Origin of the sequence: Pseudomonas sp. IT-P258, assembly GCF_949767825.1 — a bacterium.
Classification (GTDB): Bacteria; Pseudomonadota; Gammaproteobacteria; order Pseudomonadales; family Pseudomonadaceae; genus Aquipseudomonas; species Aquipseudomonas monachiensis.
In genome coordinates this window covers 1-16,707 of record NZ_CATKPU010000012.1, presented here as the reverse complement: position 1 = coordinate 16,707, position 16,707 = coordinate 1, and the positions used below count along the sequence as shown (strand labels likewise).

The window sequence follows — 16,707 nt, the reverse complement described above, 5'->3', positions numbered from 1 at the left end:
ATAGTGTGCGGGTCCTGCTGGCCCCATCGCGAGCAAGCTCGCTCCCAAAGGTGTTCAGTGTCGTACGCCGGTCTTGCAAACGACAAAATGGGGGGACGCAAAAAACCAAGGCACCCGTGGCGCACGGGCGTGGTTTTCTATTGACCTTGCCGGGTTCGCCAGGCTCCCGGCGCGCACCCCAGCCACCGCAGGCAGGCACGGTTGAAGCTTTGCACATCGCTGTAGCCCAGGCGGTCGGAGATCTCCACCAGCTCCAGGTCCGTTCCCTGCAAAAAGTCTTCGGCCCGGTAGCGGCGGTATTCGTCGAGCAACTCTGAAAAACTCCAGCCCAATGCCTTCAAGCGTCGGGCGGCGGTGCGCTCGAGCAAGTGCTGGGTGGTACAGAATTGCTGCCAGTTGGCCCCGGCGAGGTCGCCGATCAAATGGTCGCAGACTTGCTCGAGCAAGGTCGGTTCGCTGTTGCGTCGGGTCTGCTCCAGCAGCTCTATCAGCGTGTTTTCCAGGTCATGATTGCCCGGCGTCAACGGGATGACGAACAGCTGCGGATCGAGGCGGATCGAGTGCTGCGCCTGTCCCCATTGCACCGGTGCGCGAAAGGCTTGTTGATGGTCCTGCGCATTGGCCGTGCAAGCGCCGGCCAGCCCGACGCCCAGAACCGGATCACGCTCCAGGCCGCTGGCGAGGAACTTTCGCCGCAACATGCTGCACAGGCTGATGAGGATGTAATCGGTGGTCGCCGCGCTGGCTTTCACGCTGCCACGGTCGAGCAGGCGTAATTCGACGCTGTCGTCGCCGCGCACGATCCGGGCCTGGAAGTGCCCGTTGAAAAACGGAAAGAAGCGCACGAAATACTGGCAGGCGCTGTCCAGTGAGGCGGCCACGTCGAACAGGTATGTCAGTCCGTTGGTGGCGGTGGAAACGAAACGCCGGCCAGCCGCCAGGCCGATCAGCGGGTCGCCGGTCTGCTCCAGGGCAAACGCCCAGAAGCGCCGCGACATGAACAGCGGAATGCGCATGAATGGCGTGCGCAACTCGAACAGGCTGCGGCGAAACAGGTCTTCGATACTGTCCCGGTCCACGCCACGGGCCAGCAACTCTTCGATCGCCGGCAACAGGGTCGGCGCATAGAACGCGTTGGGTATCGATTGATCGTGCAGTGGCTGATCGCTTTTTGTCATGTAGGGCTCACAGCTTGTTCCGGAACACTGGTTAGGCTGCCCGACGTTAAGCGATTTGCCGGAGCAAGACCATGCTTGATTTACGCCAGCTCGATTTGAACCTGTTGCTCGCCTTCGATGCGATTTACCAGCAGCGTAGCGTCACCCGTGCGGCCGAGGTGATGTGTCTGTCGCAACCGGCCATGAGCAATGCGTTGCGTCGCCTGCGGGAATTGTGCGGCGACCCGCTGTTCATCAAGAGTCGCCTGGGGGTGACGCCGACACTGGTCGCCCATCGTCTGGCTGACTACGTGCGTGCCGCGCTAGAGTCATTGCGCGATGGCTTGCGCATGATTCCCGCCGCGCGGCAGAGCAATCCGCTGCTGCGCATCAGTTGTCTGGACTGCCTGCAACCGGTGTTGCTCGATGCCTTGCTCGAATCGCCCCACGCCGATTGGCAGGTGCGTTATTTCCAGCCCCGGCGCCGTGACGCCCTGCAGGACCTGGCCAGCGGCAAGCTGGATATCCTGATCGACCTCGACCAGCCGCTGGCCGGACTTGCCGGCCTGCACAAACAGGCACTGCCCGCCGACCATTACGTGTTCGCCTATGGCGCTGCGCTCAAGGAACCGCCGCGCACCCTGCAGGCGTATCTGGAGCAGCCGCAGATCCAGGTATCCAGCCGCCGCGACGGGCTCAGCCCGGTGGACTTGCAGCTTGGTTTGAAAGGCCTGAGGCGGAATGTGGCGATGAGCACCCAAAGCACCCTGGCCGCGAAGCTGATCGCCGATCGCCAGCCGTTCGGCATCAGCCTGCCAAGCCGGGTCGCCAACGTGCTGGGCCTGCAACACGTGCCGCTGCCCCTGGACGAACCGGTGGAATTGAAACTGGCGCTGTACATCGAGTCGCGCTATCGCTTCGAGCGCAGCCGCGAGGAGGCGATGCATTGCCTGCTGCGCGCCCTCGGTGAGCCCCGGGCATTGCAGGCGCTGGCGCGGCGTGCGTGACTTCGTGGTGAAATCAGCCCCTGTGGGAGCGGGCTTGCTCGCGAAGGGGCCGTGTCAGTCGACATCATTGTTGAATGACATACCGCTTTCGCGAGCAAGCCCGCTCCCACAAGGATTGCGGCGTTGCAGGCAGGCCTTAATTCGAGGCCAGCAAGCGCCGGTCAACCGACAGCACCGCATCGACCATCGCCAGCGCGGCCGGTGTCAGGGAATGCCCGGCACGGCTGACAATGCCGTAGTGCAATTGCAGGCCGGGATCGTCCTTGGGCACATCGGCAAACTCCAGAAGGTGGATCAGGCCCTGATCGACCAGTTCGGCCAAGGCCTCCACGGTGGCGATACCCACCGCGTCGGAGCGCATCACCACACGGCGGATCGCATCGAATTGCGCGCATTCCACGCTCGGGTTGAAGTCTGCCTCGCCCTGCACGTCGGCGAGGATCTTGCGGATCATCGGCGGTATCCGCGTGCCGACCACCGCGTAGTCGAGCAGGGCGCGCAGGGTCGGGTTCTGCTGCTGCACCAAGGGATGACCGACACGGCAAAAGAACCGCCCGCGTCGAGGGCGCAGCAGCTGAACCTGGTATTGCGGGTCGCCGGTGAAGTACCGCGCGTCGGCCACCAGGAATTCGATCTGCTGCTCACGAAGCCAGACCGCCAGTTGCTCCCAGTCGCCCTGGTGGAAACTGATGCGGATCGCCGGGTGCGCCTGGATGAATTCCGCCAGCGCCTCGGGCACCAGCACCTGGGCCGGGTACGGGCCGCAGCCGAAGTGCAACTCGCCACCGGTCAGGCCGTTGTATTGCGTCAGTTCGTTGTGCAAGGCCTGGCTGCCGGCGAGCAGGCGCCGGGCGTGTTGCAGCACCAGTTCACCCTGGCCAGTCAGGCGGAATTCGCGACTGCTGCGTTCTACCAGCGCGCAGTCGAGGTCGCGCTCCAGGGTCTGGATGCTGCGACTGAAGGCGGGTTGGCTGAGGTTGATCGCCTCGGCGGCCCGGCCGAAGTTGCGGTAATCGGCCAGGGCGACAAGGTGGCGGAGTTGTCGTAGGTCCATCATGCGTCTCCTGCATTCGGCGGATACTTTTAATGCATTGGATCGATAGCACAGAGGCTGGCATAAGTACACGCCTGTCTTCTCGCCGTAACCTGCCATGACCCCTCAACTGTTCATTTCCAGCGCCTTCACCCGCACCATTCTCAGCCATGCCCGGCAGTCCGGCCTGTGTCAGGACCAACTGCTGGAACGGGCCGGCATCTGCCTGTCATTGCTCGAAGGGCAGGACCTGCATGTGCCCGTGCATCTGGTCGAACGCCTGTGGAGTGAATGCGAACGTGCGGGCGCGGGGGTGTCGTTTGGTTGCGATCTGGTCAACGGCATGGCGACCACTACGCTGCGGGGGTTGAACATTCTGCTGGACTCCGCCGCGACCCTGCGGGCGAGCCTGGCGTGTTTCACCGATTTCCTGCCGCGGGTAACCAATTACGTGGTGGCGGAATTGGAGGAGGGTGACGGGCAGGCTCGTTTGCACTTGCGCAGTGCTGACCGTCAGCCACATTTTTTCGGCCTCGATGCGGCGACCCTGACGTTGGTGCGCAACATCGCCCGACGTTTGGGGCGAGCGCCGGCCAAAGTGTTCATCGCGGTCCAACTGACACCGCAACAGGCTGCCGGGCAATGGTTGCGTAGCGCTGGTGTCGAGGTGCTGGAGGGTTCACATCCGTGCCTGAGCCTGCCGGCTGCCAGTCTCGATGAGCCTCTGCTCGGGGCCAACGGGTTTTTGCATCAGAGTATGTTGCGGCACTGGCAGACTGCGGCGGTGCAGCATACCCGCAGTGACAGCCTGGAGATGGCGCGGCACTGGTTGACGGCGGGGGATCAGCCGATCGAGCGGATTGCCGAGCGGTTGGGGTATCGGCAACCGAGTAATTTCATTCGGGCGTTTCGCAAGCAGTTCGGGATTACTCCGAAGCAGTTTCGTCTTGGTTTGTAGTTTTGGTTGAGTACATATCCGTTGCTGCGGTAACGGCGACTTATGGTTTCGCCCTTACGGCGAGTCCCTTTGGCAAACGCCGGAGTGCCGGCCCAGCCCAAAGGAACCAAAGGTCTCGCCCCGAACGTACGGCCCCTCGCTGCGGTATTCATCCGGGGGCATTGCCCTCCGGTCGGCTTCGCTTCGACCTACATGCAATGAGTTCGACTGCGTCGAACGGCGCTGCGCGCCCATCCCCGGATGAACACCTGCGCTCAGCCTGCCGAGGGGGCGGGTGGATCAAGATCAAGAGCTGCAGGCGAGCTAACGCTCGGCCTGATGAGTGGTGAGAAGCGTCTGTGTACGCCGATCTGTCTTTGCTTTTCTGTGGGAGCGAGCTTGGTCCGGGCGGCGTTCCGACGATGGCGGCCTTATGGCCGACCAATCTCTTTCGGCTAAACGCATTCCCCCTGTAGGAGCTGCCGCAGGCTGCGATCTTTTGATCTTGATTTTCCGCACCCTTCGACATTGTCAAAAATCAAAAGATCGCAGCCTCGTTGCACTCGACAGCTCCTACAGGGAAACACGCACACATCAGAACCAGGCCGGTAGGCCGCCTCGGGCGCTGTTGCGGTGCACGCCCCCTCGTGAGGCCGAATGTCAGGGGCAAGAGCGTTTGGTTACTTTGCGCCGGGCCGCGCAGGCTTTTCCAAGTGACCCGCCGTAAGGGCGGAACCTTAAGCGGCCGTTACCAAAGAAACGGATATGTACACGGTCAAAACCCGCAGCATCAGCGAATAAAGTGAATCTTCCCGCTGTCATCATTACCCATGTAGATGCCATACACCCCGGCCTGGCGCTCCTCGATATAGCGCTCAAGAATCTGCCGGATCGCCGGGTAGTAGATGCTGTCCCAGGGAATATCCTCAGGCGCGAAGAACTGGTAGTCGAGGGTTTCCGGCCCGTACTGCCCGGTGATCTCCAGCGCGATGGCGCGAAAGATGATGTACACCTCGCTGATCTGCGGCACGCTGAAGATCGAATAGGGCGAGACGATTTCCGCACGCACGCCGCTTTCTTCCCAGACTTCGCGCAAGGCCGCCTGCTCGGTGGTCTCGCCGCTTTCCATGAAGCCCGCCGGCAGGGTCCAGGTGCCGGGGCGCGGTGGAATCGCGCGCTGGCACAACAGGTACTTGCCGTCCTGCTCGATGATGCAGCCGGCAATGATCTTCGGATTGACGTAATGGATGTAGCCGCAGCCGCGGCACATCAGGCGCTCGTGCGTATCGCCCGGCGGCAACTGTGACCTAAGGTCTGCGCTGCCGCACTTGGGGCAAAAGCTCGGGCTGAACATGTCAGCGACCTATGCGCGGTTCTTTCAGCGCGATGGGCTGGGTGATCGCCGGGATGTCGCCGGTTTCTTCCTGCTTGCGCTTGAGGTAGTCCAGGGCCACGGCAGCGGCTGCACGCACATGGTCGACGCATGCCTGGTGGGCGGCCAGCGGGTCACCGCCCTTGATCGCCTCGACCATGCGTTCCATTTCCTGGTTGCTGGCGCCGCGACGGTTTTCCTGGGACACCGAGGTTGCGCGCAGATAGCTGATGCGTGCCTGCAACTGGCGCAGTTGAGTGGCCGCGACATGGTTGCCCGAGCCTTCGAGCAGCACGTCGTAGAAACCCTGCACCGAGTCGATGACCTGTTGCAGCTCGCCGTCTTTCAACGCCTTGCGGTTTTCTTCCAGGGCTTTTTCCAGGGCCTTGATGTCCTTGGCCTTGGCGCGCAGGGTGAACAGCTGAACGATCAGCCCTTCGAGCACGCAGCGCAGCTCGTAGATGTCCACGGCATCGGCCAGGGTGATGATCGCGACACGCGGGCCCTTGGCGTCGGCGAATTCCACCAGGCCTTCGGATTCAAGATGACGCAAGGCTTCGCGCACGGAAGTACGGCTGACGCCCAGGCGATCGCACAGATCGCGTTCGACCAGACGGTCTCCCGGCAGGAGCTGGAAGTTCATGATGGCGCTTCGCAGTTTATCCAGCACGATTTCGCGCAGGGTAACGGGGTTGCGATTGACCTTGAAGCTGTCGTCGAGTGGCAGGCGTTTCATGGGGTCCGCTCTGATTGTGGCTGTCCATGCAAAAAGAACACTTCGATTACGGGAATCTGGGTGCCCGGTCAGATCAAACAGCCAAGGGTTAACTGGAGGCCTCGGCATCGGCTTCGGCGAAGGCTTCACGGGCGAGCCGGAAACTGTCTACGGCAGCGGGGACACCGCAATAAATGCCGACCTGAAGCAATATTTCGCGTATTTGCTCACGACTCAGGCCGTTACGCAAGGCGCCGCGCACATGCAGCTTGAGTTCATGGGGCCGGTTGAGGGCCGAGATCATCGCCAGGTTGATCATGCTGCGCTCCTTGAGCGACAAACCCTCACGACCCCAGACATGACCCCAACAATATTCGGTGACCATTTCCTGCAACGGTCGAGTGAAGTCGTCGGCGTTCTCGATGGAACGGTTGACGTAGGTCTCGCCCAGCACCTGGGTGCGGATCTTCAGGCCTTTTTCGTATTTTTCGTTGCTCATTTGCGTCGCTCCCGTGGGCTCAGAGGCCGCCCATCAAGGTGTATTTGAGTTCCAGGTAATCCTCGATGCCGTACTTGGAACCTTCACGGCCCAAGCCTGAAGATTTGATGCCGCCGAACGGTGCGACTTCGGTGGAAATCAGCCCTTCGTTGATCCCGACCATGCCGTATTCCAGTGCCTCGCTCATGCGCCAGGCGCGGCCCAGGTCGCGGGTGTAGCAGTAGGCGGCCAGGCCGAATTCGGTGTCGTTGGCCATCTCGACGGCCTGGGCCTCGGTGTTGAAGCGAAACACGGCGGCCAGCGGGCCAAAGGTTTCATCCCGCGCGACCTTCATCTGCGTGGTGACGCCGATAAGCACGGTCGGCTGGAAGAAGCCGTTACCCAATGCATGGCGCTCGCCGCCGCACAGCAGTTGTGCACCGTGGGCCAGTGCGTCTTGCACGTGGTCTTCGACCTTGGCCACGGCACGCTCGTTGATCAGCGGCCCTTGGGTGACGGCATCATCGAAACCGCTGCCGACCTTGAGCTGCGAAACCCGCTCGGCCAGGCGCGCGACAAAGGCGTCGTGGATGCCGTCTTGCACCAGGAAGCGGTTGACGCAGACGCAGGTCTGCCCGGCGTTGCGGAATTTGGCGATCAGCGCGCCATCGACGGCACGCTCCAGATCGGCGTCGTCGAAGACGATGAATGGCGCGTTGCCGCCCAGTTCCAGCGAGACTTTTTTCAGGGTCGGCGCGCACTGGGCCATCAGCAATTTTCCGATCCCGGTGGAGCCGGTGAACGACAACTTGCGCACGAGAGGGCTTGAAGTCAGCTCACCACCGATGGCAATGGCATCGCCAGTGACCACGTTGAAGATGCCCGCTGGAATGCCGGCCTGTTCCGCCAGTGCGGCCATGGCCAGCGCCGAGAACGGCGTTTCCGGGGCCGGCTTGACGATGCACGGGCAACCGGCCGCCAGCGCCGGGCCGGCCTTGCGGGTGATCATCGCCGCCGGGAAGTTCCACGGCGTGATGGCCGCGACGACGCCAATCGGCTCCTTGCTGACCACAATGCGCGCATCACCCTTGTGGCTGGGAATGGTGTCGCCGTAGATGCGCTTGGCCTCTTCGGCGAACCACTCGATGAAGCTCGCGGCATAGAGGATTTCACCCTTGGCCTCAGTCAGTGGCTTGCCTTGTTCGAGGGTGAGGATTTCAGCCAGGGCGTCGGCGTTCTCCAGCATCAAGGCATGCCAGCGCTTGAGCGTATTGCTGCGCTCCTTGGCGGTCAGTGCGCGCCAGGCCGGCCAGGCTTTGTTGGCGGCCTCGATAGCCTGGCGCGCGTGCTCGGCACCGAGGTTCGGCACCCGGCCGATGAGTTCACCGGTGGCCGGGTTGAAGATGTCCTGACAGGCGCCATCCGGCGCGTCCAGCCATTGGCCGTTGATGTAGGCCTGCTGGCGGAACAGTAACGAGGCTGCTGGGCTCATGCCGGCTCCCGAGTAAAGTGGTGGACCCTGTGGGAGCAAGCCCGCTCCCACAGGGGGATTGTGTTCAACCATCAGGCCAGGGTGGGCAGCGGCCCCAGCTTGCCTTTGTGGTAGATCATCGGCGTGACCGGTTGCGCGGGCAGGATCAGGTTCTTCACCGCGCCGACGATGATCGCGTGATCACCGCCGTCGTATTCGCGCCACAGTTCGCACTCGATGATCGCCGTCGCCTTGGCGAGGATCGGGTTACCCAGATCGCTCAAGTGCCACTCGATACCTTTGGCCTTGTCCTTGCCTTTACCGGCGAAGGCATAGGCTTCGGCGGTCTGCTCGGCGGACAGCAAGTGAATCGCGAACTGCTTGCTGTCGCGCAGCACCGGATAGGTGTCGGAGCCGTAGTTGGGGCAGAACAGCACCAGTGCCGGATCGATCGACAGCGCACTGAAGGCGCTGGCGGTGATGCCGACGATGCCGCCTTCCGGGTCCAGGGTGGTGACCACCGTGACCCCGGACGGGAACGAGCTCATGACGTCTTTGTAAATGCCGGGTTCGATCATTTTCCAGGACTCCTAGCGCATCACGAAGGGATCAGGCATCGGTGCCTGGGACAGGTTGATCCACACCGTTTTCAGCTCGGTGTAGGCCAGCACCGAATCGATGCCGCTTTCGCGTCCATAGCCGCTGTTCTTGAAGCCGCCGATCGGCGCCATGGCCGAGACCGCGCGGTAGGTGTTGACCCAGATGATCCCCGAACGCACGTCCCGGGCCAGGCGATGGGCACGGCCCAAATCTCGGGTCCAGATGCCGGCGGCGAGGCCGAACTGCGAGTCGTTGGCAATCGCCAGCGCTTCGGCTTCGTCCTTGAACCGGATGACCGAGGCCACCGGGCCAAAGACTTCTTCCTGCATGATCTTCATCGAGTTGCGGTCGCATTCGAACAGCGTCGGCTCGTAGAACCAACCGTCGCCCAGATTCTCCGGACGCTTGCCACCCAGACGCAGGCGCGCACCTTCGGCGATGGCATCGGCCACCAGGCCTTCGACCACGGCCAGTTGCTGCGCGGTGGCCATCGGGCCCATTTCGCTGCTGTCGTCCTGGGGGTTGCCGATGCGGATGCGCTGGGCGCGTTCCACCAGGCGGCCGACGAACTCATCGTAGATTTCGTCCTGCACCAGCAAGCGCGAACCGGACACACAGCTCTGCCCGGAGGCGGCGTAGATCCCGGCGATGGCGCCGTTGATCGCGCTGTCGAGGTCGGCGTCGGCGAAGATGATGTTCGGCGATTTGCCCCCCAGTTCCAGCGACAGCTTGGCGAAGTTCTCCGCGCTGCTGCGTACCACATGCCGCGCCGTGGCCGCGCCGCCGGTGAAGGCGATCTTGCGGATCAGCGGATGGCGGGTGAGGGCGGCACCGGTGCTCGGGCCGTAACCGGTGACAACGTTGACTACGCCCGGTGGAATCCCGGCTTCCAGCGCCAGACGCGCCAGTTCAAGAATCGTTGCCGAGGCGTGTTCCGACGGCTTGATCACGATGGTGTTGCCCGCCGCGAGGGCCGGGGCAAGTTTGATCGCGGTCAGGTACAGCGGGCTGTTCCACGGAATGATTGCGGCGACCACGCCCATGGCTTCGTGCACGGTGTAGGCAAACAGATCTGGCTTGTCCAGCGGCAGGGTGCCGCCTTCGAGCTTGTCCGCCAGGCCTGCGGTGTAGTGGAAGAACTCTGGCAGATAACCAACCTGGCCACGGGTTTCGCGGATCAGCTTGCCGTTGTCGCGGCTTTCCAGCTGCGCCAGTTGTTCTTTGTTTTCGGCGATCAGGTCGCCCAGGCGTCGCAGCAGTTTGCCACGAGCGGTGGCGGTCAAACCGCGCCAGGCCGGGCTGTCGAACGCGGTTTGCGCGGCTTGTACGGCGCGCTCGACATCGGCTTCGTCGGCATCGGGCAATTCGGCCCAAGGTTCGGCCAGCGCCGGGTTGAGGCTTTCGAAGGTCTTGCCGGACAGGGCATCGACCCATTCACCGCCGATGCACATCTGGAAGCGTGCGAGTGTCATGCAACGATCCCCTTGATCTGGTTTTGTTGGGAGTGCGCGGTCTGCAGAAACTCCAGCAACAGCTGGTTGACCAGGCGCGGCGACTCTACCGGCATCATATGCCGTTGCTCGGCGAGCACGGCAACGGTCGCACCGGGAATGCGTTCGGCCAGTTGCCTGGCCATTTCCGGGGTCGAGCCGGGGTCCAGTTCGCCGGTGGCGATCAACGTCGGCACCCGGATGCTGGCCAGGTCGTCGGCGCGGTACATGTCCTGAGTGGCGAACAGTTCATAAGTGGTCAGGTAACCCTGCGGATCATTACCGGCCAGGGTCTGGCGAATCGCGGCGATCTGCGCCGGATTCGCGGCCTGGTATTCACGGCTGAACCAGCGCGACAGCGCCGCTTCGGCATTGGCGTCCGGCCCGTGTTCGGCGGCCTGGCTGGTGCGGGCGATGACTCCGGCGCGCTGTTCGGCGCTGCGGTTGAACACGCTGTTGAGCACCACCAGGCCCTCCAGGCGTTGCGGGTAGTGCAGGGCAAACGCCCGCGCCACCAGCCCGCCCATGGAAAAACCGATCACCGTGGCCTTGGGCAATTGCAGATGGTCGAGCAGCTCCAGCAATTGGTCGGCATAGCCGAGCAGCGGCGTACCGCTTTCCGGGCGTGGGCTGGCGCCATGGCCGAGCATGTCGTAGGCGATGACGCGGTACTTCGTGGCCAGGCCAACGATCTGGCCGCCCCACATTTCTTTGTTCAGGCCCACGCCGTGGATCAAGACCACGGGCTGGCCTTGGCCGGTCGCCAGGTAACTGGTGCCAGCCGGGGTGAGTTCAGCGGTGAGCCGAATCATGGAGCGCTCCTGCAATGCCTTCTTGTTGTCGTTCTGCTGGCCGGTTACTGGGCTTTTTCGGCTGCCAGTTCTTCCAGGTCGATGTAGCGGTTGCCGATGCGCGGGTGCAGGCGGCCGCCGTCGGCGCAACCCAGGACCACGACGATTTCGTCGGCACGGGGTGCATCTTCGATCTGCATTTCCAAAGTGATGTAGTGCGAGCGAAGGCCTTCGTCGTCCTTGTGCATCATCGGGATCTGGATCGAAGTGCCCGGGCCGCCGCGCTTGTTGGTGAAACTCAGGTAACTCTTGGCCTTGACCGCTTCGCGGTAGTGGTTACCGAAGCGCAGGGTGTGGATCACCGCCGAAGCGTGTTCGATTTCGCCATCGGCGCCGACCACCGCAGCCTTGCCGTAGGCCTCGATTTTCTCGGCACCGCCAATGATGCCCACCAGACGCTCGACCATCAGCGCGCCGAGGTCGGAGCAGTTGGCGCGGATCTGCGGTTTCAGGTCTTCGACGAAACCGTTGCCCAGCCAGGGGTTTTTCATCACCACGGCCAGACCGACCATGGTCACGGGCTTATCGGTGGCTTTGCCGCCTTCAATAAAGGTTTCTTCGACATAGCTGACGATCTTGCGGATTTCGAAACTCATGAGCTGCTCCGTAGAGGTTTTGGGTGTCTGTGCGTCTGATGGTATACCATAATACCGATAGCACAAGTCCCTGAACGGAGTTTCTGGCTGGATGGCAGGTAAAAGTTCGCGCAGTGGGCAGCAGCGGACAAACGGCGGGCACGGGTTTACGCCGGGCACAGGCCCGGCATGAGAGGGAAGAGAAGGGTAAGGAAAGGGGTCAGAGGTGAAGCAGCGTTAAGTTGATGCCTTGCGCGAAAAAAATCGCGAGCGGGCATAGTTTTTCGCCCGACACCTGGCTTTTGATCCTCGCTGCAGGTCAGCCGTAGGTAATCCGGGTTGGTAAGCAGGAACAGAGCGGTATGATCATCGAGTTGGCCATCGCCTGGCCCATGCACAGCAACATCGAAGATCAACTGATGCACTACCAGAGCGTGAAATCGATATAAACACCATGCCGCTGCATGAGATTGGTATGCGCCCGGGCATCACGTCTTGCGTGATTAAACCGGTTGTCACTTATGTATAAGCAACTGCTCGATTTCACCCCCCCGTTGTGTGGGCAGGCGCGTGAGGACACCCTTTGGCATGTGCGTATCGAACAGATCATCTATGCGCATTTTACGTACACCGCTTTATAAGAGCAGCCGACATTACGCTCACCAGCTGATCACGATCATCCGCCCCCCGATGAGAAAAATAGCCCCCGTTTGAAAATGCTTTCGAGCATTCGCGGCCATAAATGGGCAACCTGCCATACCCGGCCGAGCTATCAACAAGTGTGGCAGCCCCGCCTCCTTTCAAGGACGTCACAAGTAAATGGATCTTTTAACCAACCTGCCCAGCTGGGACGACATCGAACGAAATTTCGACCAGAAATTCAATGCGTTGAATGAGGGCGTTGATAACGGCTTCCAAAGCGCCCACGACGGCTGGAACGGCTTTACCCGCCGCGTCAGCAACGGCGCCACTCAAGCCTACGGGTACGTGGGCGGGCATCGGATCGATAACGTCCGCCACGCGATGGCCCTATCTGTCCCCATTATGCAGATGAACATCAGCCGCAAATGGGCGTCGATCAATATCAACGAAATTCTGCCGGTGTTGCTCAAACTGTTGCAGGAAGTTGTGATGATCGTGGGCGGTAGCGTGACGATCGGCGCAGCTCTGGGTGGAGCGGTTGGCTCGTTTGCCTTTGGTGCTGGCGCAGTGCCTGGCGCAGCAATCGGCGCCGGTGTCGGATTGCAGGTCGGTAATTTGATCATGGCAGCGCTGGGGTTGTACGCCATCACCGGTTATTTCTCGGCGGGAATCGGGCCCTGCCTATCCACGATATTTGAAGGTCTCTGTACCGCGTGGCAAAGCGGAAGACGGCTTGAAAAATCCAGGCCTCGACCCGACTGGCGGTTCAGCGGCGATGATCCAGGAACGCAAAGAACGCGCAGCCAGACAGTTGGCCCAAGGGCAAGAGCAATTGGTGTTGCTGCTACTGACGGCAATTGTCACCTATCTCACCCGAGGGCAGATGAAAGCGGGTGTGGTCAACAGCCTGGAAAGTATTGCGACGAGAAGTGCCAAGCTTCGATCAGAGATTTCCAACAAGCCGTTTGCTGTATGGCTCACGAAAAACGAAAAACTACTTTTGGAGCATCCGGAGCTACAGATTAGGGGAGTGACCTCGCTGGAGAGGCTTGCGAAGGAAAAGGAGATGCGTGAGTTCTATGCTCAGCAGGATCCGAAATTCGTGGCAGTCGAAAAACAGCGAGAGCTTGCTAAAACATTCAAGCCAGTAGGATTGAGTGACCAGCAAGTCGATGACTATTTGCTTAGCGCAGAGGGGCAGAAATACTCAGCCAAACTAATTGCAGCAGACCCGACACTGACTGCTGAAGCGCTTTACAACAGGGCTCTTAATCAGATCGCCTCAGGAAGCACTGTGCCAGTAACAATTCGTATGTCAACGCCGCTGGTGAAGGTCGTACCTCAGGGCGCAGAAGGAATTTCCGACTACTCGCCTTTTTTCACCACCATGGATGAGTTAAAGGCTGCAGCTAGAAGTGATAAAACTTTAGCCGATTCGCTCGGCCTACCGGTCCTCAGTGAAGACGCTAGATATTCAATTTTTGAAATCACACCACTCGAGCCTACCGATGTTTTTGTTAGTAAGGTCGCGCCAACGGTAGAGTTCGGAGGTAAAATCACAAGAGCTGGGGAAGCGGCGCAGTATTTAGTACCTAACAGAAATGAGTGGTCATCTGCTAAACTCATCGGCGAAATCGATAATTAGGAATTGCCATGAATATTCTAGCTTTAAAACAGAGCGCTATTGATCTTCGTGAGAAATTGGATTTTTACAAAGACAAAGATTCGGCCGCGCTAGCCTTATATCAACAGCTTGAACATTTAATATCAGCAGCTGAACGTGGAATGATCAAGGAAAAAATGCAAGCGAGAGATATTCCTGGATACCGTACCTTTGTCGAGTCAAATTTAGAGCAATACTCTGATCTTTCGAAAGCCTATAATAATTTCTTTATTGAACTGAATGATGGTAGAAATTCAGAGGCCTTCAAAATGTTACAAGAGATGTTAAGAAAAAGCAGATTATAAGAATGCTTGAATCGTTTGCGTGCCTTGCCGCGACTGCTACAGCCAGTATGATATTTGGGATCAGCCAACTGTCTCGAAAAAGCGGCTAACGGTGATCTTGCGTCTTGAATGATGTATCGCTGGCAAAGGAAACGATTCCCCCAGCATCGCCATTTATCTTGCCTCGGGCACCGTAGATGCAAACGAACGACCTGCAGTATCTCGACAACCAATCTTGGCTATTCGCTTCCCACGCTCACATCGAGCAAAAGCCGCAAAACTCATTGTCGAAGTCGACAATTAGGAATGCATTTGGATACGTCATTATTGAAACAAGCAGCTCTGGATTTACGTAAAAAGCTTGAATTTTACAAGTTGACAGATCGCTCCGTACTAGCTTTGTACATACAGATGGAACCTTTAATTTCAGCAGCCGAAAATGAGATGATTCAGGAAAAACTCGAACCTCGAGATATCCCAGGCTATCGGCTGTATCGCTGATACAGATCTGCAACAATATGACGATCCTCGAAAGCCTATAGTAAGTTCTATGTTGAAATTACCGACGGTAGGAATACGAAGGCATACAAGATTATCCAACAGATGCTAGACAAGGCTCCTTGATTTGACAAAATAAACGACCTACCGGTGTCTTGCATCTTGGATGATCGGTCGCTGGCACAGGTACCGTACCGATGCCTTCCTCCCAAAAATGTGGTAGTCGTTTTTGATTTGTTATTTATCGCCTGTTTCCGAGCCAACCATTAGACCTTCCCGGCGCTGTTCGATGAGGCATGGCGGTTGCAAGAGTTGGCCGCAACACAGCTGTTGAACGGAAGTGGGAGTCATGTCCGCCACCTCTGTAATGACTTCAATTGGACATTTATAACCGAAGCGTTTACGAGGGCGAATATTCATTTGGTAGGAAATGGCGTCCAAAAGCTTCCTGGCTGTGTACCGACAAGTCCGTACCCTTGGGCCACTACTGTAAATTCGGCGCCGGCGCCTGGATCAGTGTTTCGCACTGCCGGCAGGCCCATTTCCCCCGAACGTGCTGTTCGACGGTGAACACGCCCGGCGTGTAGTCCAGCTTCTCGCTGACGTCTTCACCGATGCGCTGAAGCTGGCAGCCGCAAGCGCACTGAGTGTTGTCCGGCTCGTGATGGATCACAGTGCGTGGGAACTGCAACGAAAGCCGGCAATGTTGCGGGTGATTGATCCCGGTAAATCGGTAGCCACTTGCGGATCACGTTGGCGCTGATGCCGTGATGATGGCTACGCTGGAAATCGTCGCCCCGGGTTGCAGGCATTCCTGGACGACCTGGGCTTTGAATGGTTTGGGGTAAGAGCTTCGTTGGCGCATGAAAATCATGGTGATAAGGGCGATCGCGTCCGCTTAAAAATATGCGGACACCATCGCCCCTGATGCTGGAGTTCGGTAGATGACTTGGCCGCACGCTTACTTGACGTCGCCATTCACCTACAGGTTGCCGTTTACAGTGACCTACGGGATATCCAGAGTCGCTGAAGGTACCTTCACCACCTGTTCACCGGCTTCAAGCGTGATACTCCGGCCAGGCGGTTAGGGGTTATTTCGTGTCGGGCTGTGATCAGGTAGTTGCCACCGTGCAAGCACCCACGTTGTAATTTTTCAAGTTGAAAAACTCGAGGGGCGTGGCTGTATAAAGGTCGTCAGGCTTACTTGATGAAAGCTACAAGACCTTGCGCCGTTGCCTACGGTTACGCCAGAATCCGCCGGCTTGTGCGCCTGGGGCCCGCTCGGTAACTTGATTCGCATCACTGCCCATCAGTGATCGGGTTTAGCAGCCCGTTGATGTCAAGACGCATGATGTCTCTATCAAACAGGTATCCCATACCTGCACTTGATGGTGGCTGTGCGCAGGGCGCTTCGGCGCGCCGATTTCTTGGCTCATCGGTCTGCTAACCTGCGCACAGCTGCCTCCCCATCGTTTAGCAGCGAACGGGTTGTAGCCTCACTCTTATGAGGATAGAGCCAATGTTCAAGGTCACCCCCAACCCGCCGGACACCGATCCGGCATCCCCGTACGAACCCGACTCAAACAAACTCAACGAAGCCGCCGAGCGCGCCCTCGATTTCCACTTCCCCTCGACTGCCGATATCAAAGCCACGCCGCGTACGGTCAGCACTCTGTTTGCCGTCGACCCGCAGGTCGATACCGAAACCTTGGTGGTTTACCTGGTGGAGACGTTGGCCTCGGTGGATGTGATGGTCCACCAGTTGGTGGATCATCTGGATGGAGAGTCGCGCAATGCGCTGCTGGGGATTTCCAACAGTGTGATGTTGGCGGAGATCACGGCGAATCGGGTGCTGGATCAGATTGATCCGCCTGCGTAGGTTCGGTTCACTTGAGAGAGTGGGTTGCTCACGGTGATGCGCGGCGGTTTTTTTT

The 16,707-nt window shown here is 59.5% G+C and carries 17 protein-coding genes and 3 pseudogenes; 7 read left to right on the top strand and 13 right to left on the bottom strand.

Annotated features, from left to right (window positions below):
• Positions 1–137: 137 nt before the first annotated feature.
• Positions 138–1,178, bottom strand: a complete 1,041-nt coding sequence (locus ACM6G4_RS01260; protein WP_414912861.1) for an AraC family transcriptional regulator ligand-binding domain-containing protein — start codon at positions 1,176–1,178, stop codon at positions 138–140.
• Positions 1,179–1,249: 71 nt separating this feature from the next.
• On the opposite strand from ACM6G4_RS01260, the gene ACM6G4_RS01255 reads away from it, so the two are divergent.
• Entirely contained in the window at positions 1,250–2,164 is a 915-nt protein-coding gene (locus ACM6G4_RS01255; RefSeq protein WP_056723942.1) for a LysR family transcriptional regulator, read from the top strand.
• Between the two features lie 136 nt (positions 2,165–2,300).
• Here the strand turns inward: ACM6G4_RS01255 and ACM6G4_RS01250 are convergent, their stop codons facing one another.
• Positions 2,301–3,218, bottom strand: coding sequence for a LysR family transcriptional regulator (locus ACM6G4_RS01250; protein WP_414912860.1), 918 nt, complete (start codon positions 3,216–3,218; stop codon positions 2,301–2,303).
• A gap of 97 nt (positions 3,219–3,315) precedes the next feature.
• Here ACM6G4_RS01250 and ACM6G4_RS01245 point away from each other — a divergent pair, with 97 nt between their 5' ends.
• Positions 3,316–4,155, top strand: a complete 840-nt coding sequence (locus ACM6G4_RS01245; RefSeq protein WP_223542257.1) for an AraC family transcriptional regulator — start codon at positions 3,316–3,318, stop codon at positions 4,153–4,155.
• A 769-nt stretch (positions 4,156–4,924) separates the two neighbouring features.
• On the opposite strand, the gene ACM6G4_RS01240 is transcribed toward ACM6G4_RS01245, so the two are convergent.
• The 8 genes from ACM6G4_RS01240 to ACM6G4_RS01205 form a co-directional block, all read right to left on the bottom strand.
• The gene (locus tag ACM6G4_RS01240) at positions 4,925–5,488 is read right to left on the bottom strand and encodes an NUDIX hydrolase (RefSeq protein WP_056723948.1); all 564 of its coding nucleotides are present in this window, start codon (positions 5,486–5,488) and stop codon (positions 4,925–4,927) included.
• 1 nt (position 5,489) lies between these two features.
• Positions 5,490–6,242, bottom strand: coding sequence for a GntR family transcriptional regulator (locus ACM6G4_RS01235; protein ID WP_046042558.1), 753 nt, complete (start codon positions 6,240–6,242; stop codon positions 5,490–5,492).
• Positions 6,243–6,330: 88 nt separating this feature from the next.
• Positions 6,331–6,720: a carboxymuconolactone decarboxylase family protein gene (locus ACM6G4_RS01230; protein WP_414912859.1), complete on the bottom strand. Its 390-nt coding sequence runs from the start codon at positions 6,718–6,720 to the stop codon at positions 6,331–6,333.
• A 19-nt stretch (positions 6,721–6,739) separates the two neighbouring features.
• Positions 6,740–8,191, bottom strand: a complete 1,452-nt coding sequence (locus ACM6G4_RS01225) for an NAD-dependent succinate-semialdehyde dehydrogenase (RefSeq protein WP_056723950.1) — start codon at positions 8,189–8,191, stop codon at positions 6,740–6,742.
• A 71-nt stretch (positions 8,192–8,262) separates the two neighbouring features.
• Positions 8,263–8,748 carry a flavin reductase family protein gene (locus ACM6G4_RS01220; RefSeq protein WP_056723952.1) on the bottom strand — a complete coding sequence of 162 codons (486 nt, stop codon included), beginning with the start codon at positions 8,746–8,748 and terminating at the stop codon, positions 8,263–8,265.
• A 12-nt stretch (positions 8,749–8,760) separates the two neighbouring features.
• A complete protein-coding gene (locus ACM6G4_RS01215; protein ID WP_056723954.1) occupies positions 8,761–10,242 on the bottom strand; it encodes an aldehyde dehydrogenase in 1,482 nt (493 codons plus the stop codon).
• The gene (locus ACM6G4_RS01210; RefSeq protein ID WP_056723956.1) at positions 10,239–11,072 is read right to left on the bottom strand and encodes an alpha/beta fold hydrolase; all 834 of its coding nucleotides are present in this window, start codon (positions 11,070–11,072) and stop codon (positions 10,239–10,241) included. The genes ACM6G4_RS01215 and ACM6G4_RS01210 overlap by 4 nt, the downstream gene beginning before the upstream one ends.
• 44 nt (positions 11,073–11,116) lie before the next feature.
• Complete coding sequence (locus ACM6G4_RS01205) at positions 11,117–11,707, bottom strand: amino acid synthesis family protein (protein WP_007978708.1); 591 nt, start codon at positions 11,705–11,707, stop codon at positions 11,117–11,119.
• A gap of 798 nt (positions 11,708–12,505) precedes the next feature.
• On the opposite strand from ACM6G4_RS01205, the pseudogene ACM6G4_RS01200 reads away from it, so the two are divergent.
• From ACM6G4_RS01200 to ACM6G4_RS01185, 4 genes and pseudogenes are all read left to right on the top strand, one after another.
• Positions 12,506–13,352 (top strand): annotated as a pseudogene (locus ACM6G4_RS01200) (DUF6861 domain-containing protein); the annotation flags it as partial.
• 42 nt (positions 13,353–13,394) lie between these two features.
• Positions 13,395–13,973, top strand: a complete 579-nt coding sequence (locus ACM6G4_RS01195; RefSeq protein WP_414912962.1) for a hypothetical protein — start codon at positions 13,395–13,397, stop codon at positions 13,971–13,973.
• 8 nt (positions 13,974–13,981) lie between these two features.
• On the top strand, positions 13,982–14,296 hold the full coding sequence (locus ACM6G4_RS01190) for a hypothetical protein (RefSeq protein WP_056723957.1): 315 nt from the start codon (positions 13,982–13,984) through the stop codon (positions 14,294–14,296).
• Between the two features lie 291 nt (positions 14,297–14,587).
• Entirely contained in the window at positions 14,588–14,776 is a 189-nt protein-coding gene (locus ACM6G4_RS01185; protein ID WP_414912858.1) for a hypothetical protein, read from the top strand.
• A 354-nt stretch (positions 14,777–15,130) separates the two neighbouring features.
• Here the strand turns inward: ACM6G4_RS01185 and ACM6G4_RS01180 are convergent.
• The 3 genes and pseudogenes from ACM6G4_RS01180 to ACM6G4_RS01170 form a co-directional block, all read right to left on the bottom strand.
• Positions 15,131–15,254, bottom strand: a pseudogene (locus tag ACM6G4_RS01180) (IS30 family transposase); the annotation flags it as partial.
• Between the two features lie 15 nt (positions 15,255–15,269).
• Positions 15,270–15,470: pseudogene (locus ACM6G4_RS01175) on the bottom strand (IS66 family transposase zinc-finger binding domain-containing protein); the annotation flags it as partial.
• 51 nt (positions 15,471–15,521) lie between these two features.
• Positions 15,522–15,638, bottom strand: coding sequence for a transposase (locus ACM6G4_RS01170; protein WP_162252412.1), 117 nt, complete (start codon positions 15,636–15,638; stop codon positions 15,522–15,524).
• A gap of 654 nt (positions 15,639–16,292) precedes the next feature.
• Between ACM6G4_RS01170 and ACM6G4_RS01165 the strand changes: the two genes are divergently transcribed.
• A complete protein-coding gene (locus ACM6G4_RS01165; RefSeq protein WP_056723962.1) occupies positions 16,293–16,652 on the top strand; it encodes a DUF6124 family protein in 360 nt (119 codons plus the stop codon).
• The last annotated feature ends 55 nt before the right edge of the window (positions 16,653–16,707 follow it).

Excerpts from the sequence above, each read along its gene's own strand:
- ACM6G4_RS01230 (WP_414912859.1), bottom strand. The coding sequence starts at position 6,720 with ATGAGCAACGAAAAATACGAAAAAGGCCTGAAGATCCGCACCCAGGTG.
- ACM6G4_RS01250 (WP_414912860.1), bottom strand. The coding sequence starts at position 3,218 with ATGGACCTACGACAACTCCGCCACCTTGTCGCCCTGGCCGATTACCGC.
- ACM6G4_RS01245 (WP_223542257.1), top strand. The coding sequence starts at position 3,316 with ATGACCCCTCAACTGTTCATTTCCAGCGCCTTCACCCGCACCATTCTC.
- ACM6G4_RS01255 (WP_056723942.1), top strand. The coding sequence starts at position 1,250 with ATGCTTGATTTACGCCAGCTCGATTTGAACCTGTTGCTCGCCTTCGAT.
- ACM6G4_RS01240 (WP_056723948.1), bottom strand. The coding sequence starts at position 5,488 with ATGTTCAGCCCGAGCTTTTGCCCCAAGTGCGGCAGCGCAGACCTTAGG.
- ACM6G4_RS01235 (WP_046042558.1), bottom strand. The coding sequence starts at position 6,242 with ATGAAACGCCTGCCACTCGACGACAGCTTCAAGGTCAATCGCAACCCC.
- ACM6G4_RS01225 (WP_056723950.1), bottom strand. The coding sequence starts at position 8,191 with ATGAGCCCAGCAGCCTCGTTACTGTTCCGCCAGCAGGCCTACATCAAC.
- ACM6G4_RS01205 (WP_007978708.1), bottom strand. The coding sequence starts at position 11,707 with ATGAGTTTCGAAATCCGCAAGATCGTCAGCTATGTCGAAGAAACCTTT.
- ACM6G4_RS01165 (WP_056723962.1), top strand. The coding sequence starts at position 16,293 with ATGTTCAAGGTCACCCCCAACCCGCCGGACACCGATCCGGCATCCCCG.
- ACM6G4_RS01210 (WP_056723956.1), bottom strand. The coding sequence starts at position 11,072 with ATGATTCGGCTCACCGCTGAACTCACCCCGGCTGGCACCAGTTACCTG.
- ACM6G4_RS01220 (WP_056723952.1), bottom strand. The coding sequence starts at position 8,748 with ATGATCGAACCCGGCATTTACAAAGACGTCATGAGCTCGTTCCCGTCC.
- ACM6G4_RS01170 (WP_162252412.1), bottom strand. The coding sequence starts at position 15,638 with ATGCGCCAACGAAGCTCTTACCCCAAACCATTCAAAGCCCAGGTCGTC.
- ACM6G4_RS01190 (WP_056723957.1), top strand. The coding sequence starts at position 13,982 with ATGAATATTCTAGCTTTAAAACAGAGCGCTATTGATCTTCGTGAGAAA.
- ACM6G4_RS01215 (WP_056723954.1), bottom strand. The coding sequence starts at position 10,242 with ATGACACTCGCACGCTTCCAGATGTGCATCGGCGGTGAATGGGTCGAT.
- ACM6G4_RS01195 (WP_414912962.1), top strand. The coding sequence starts at position 13,395 with ATGCGTGAGTTCTATGCTCAGCAGGATCCGAAATTCGTGGCAGTCGAA.
- ACM6G4_RS01260 (WP_414912861.1), bottom strand. The coding sequence starts at position 1,178 with ATGACAAAAAGCGATCAGCCACTGCACGATCAATCGATACCCAACGCG.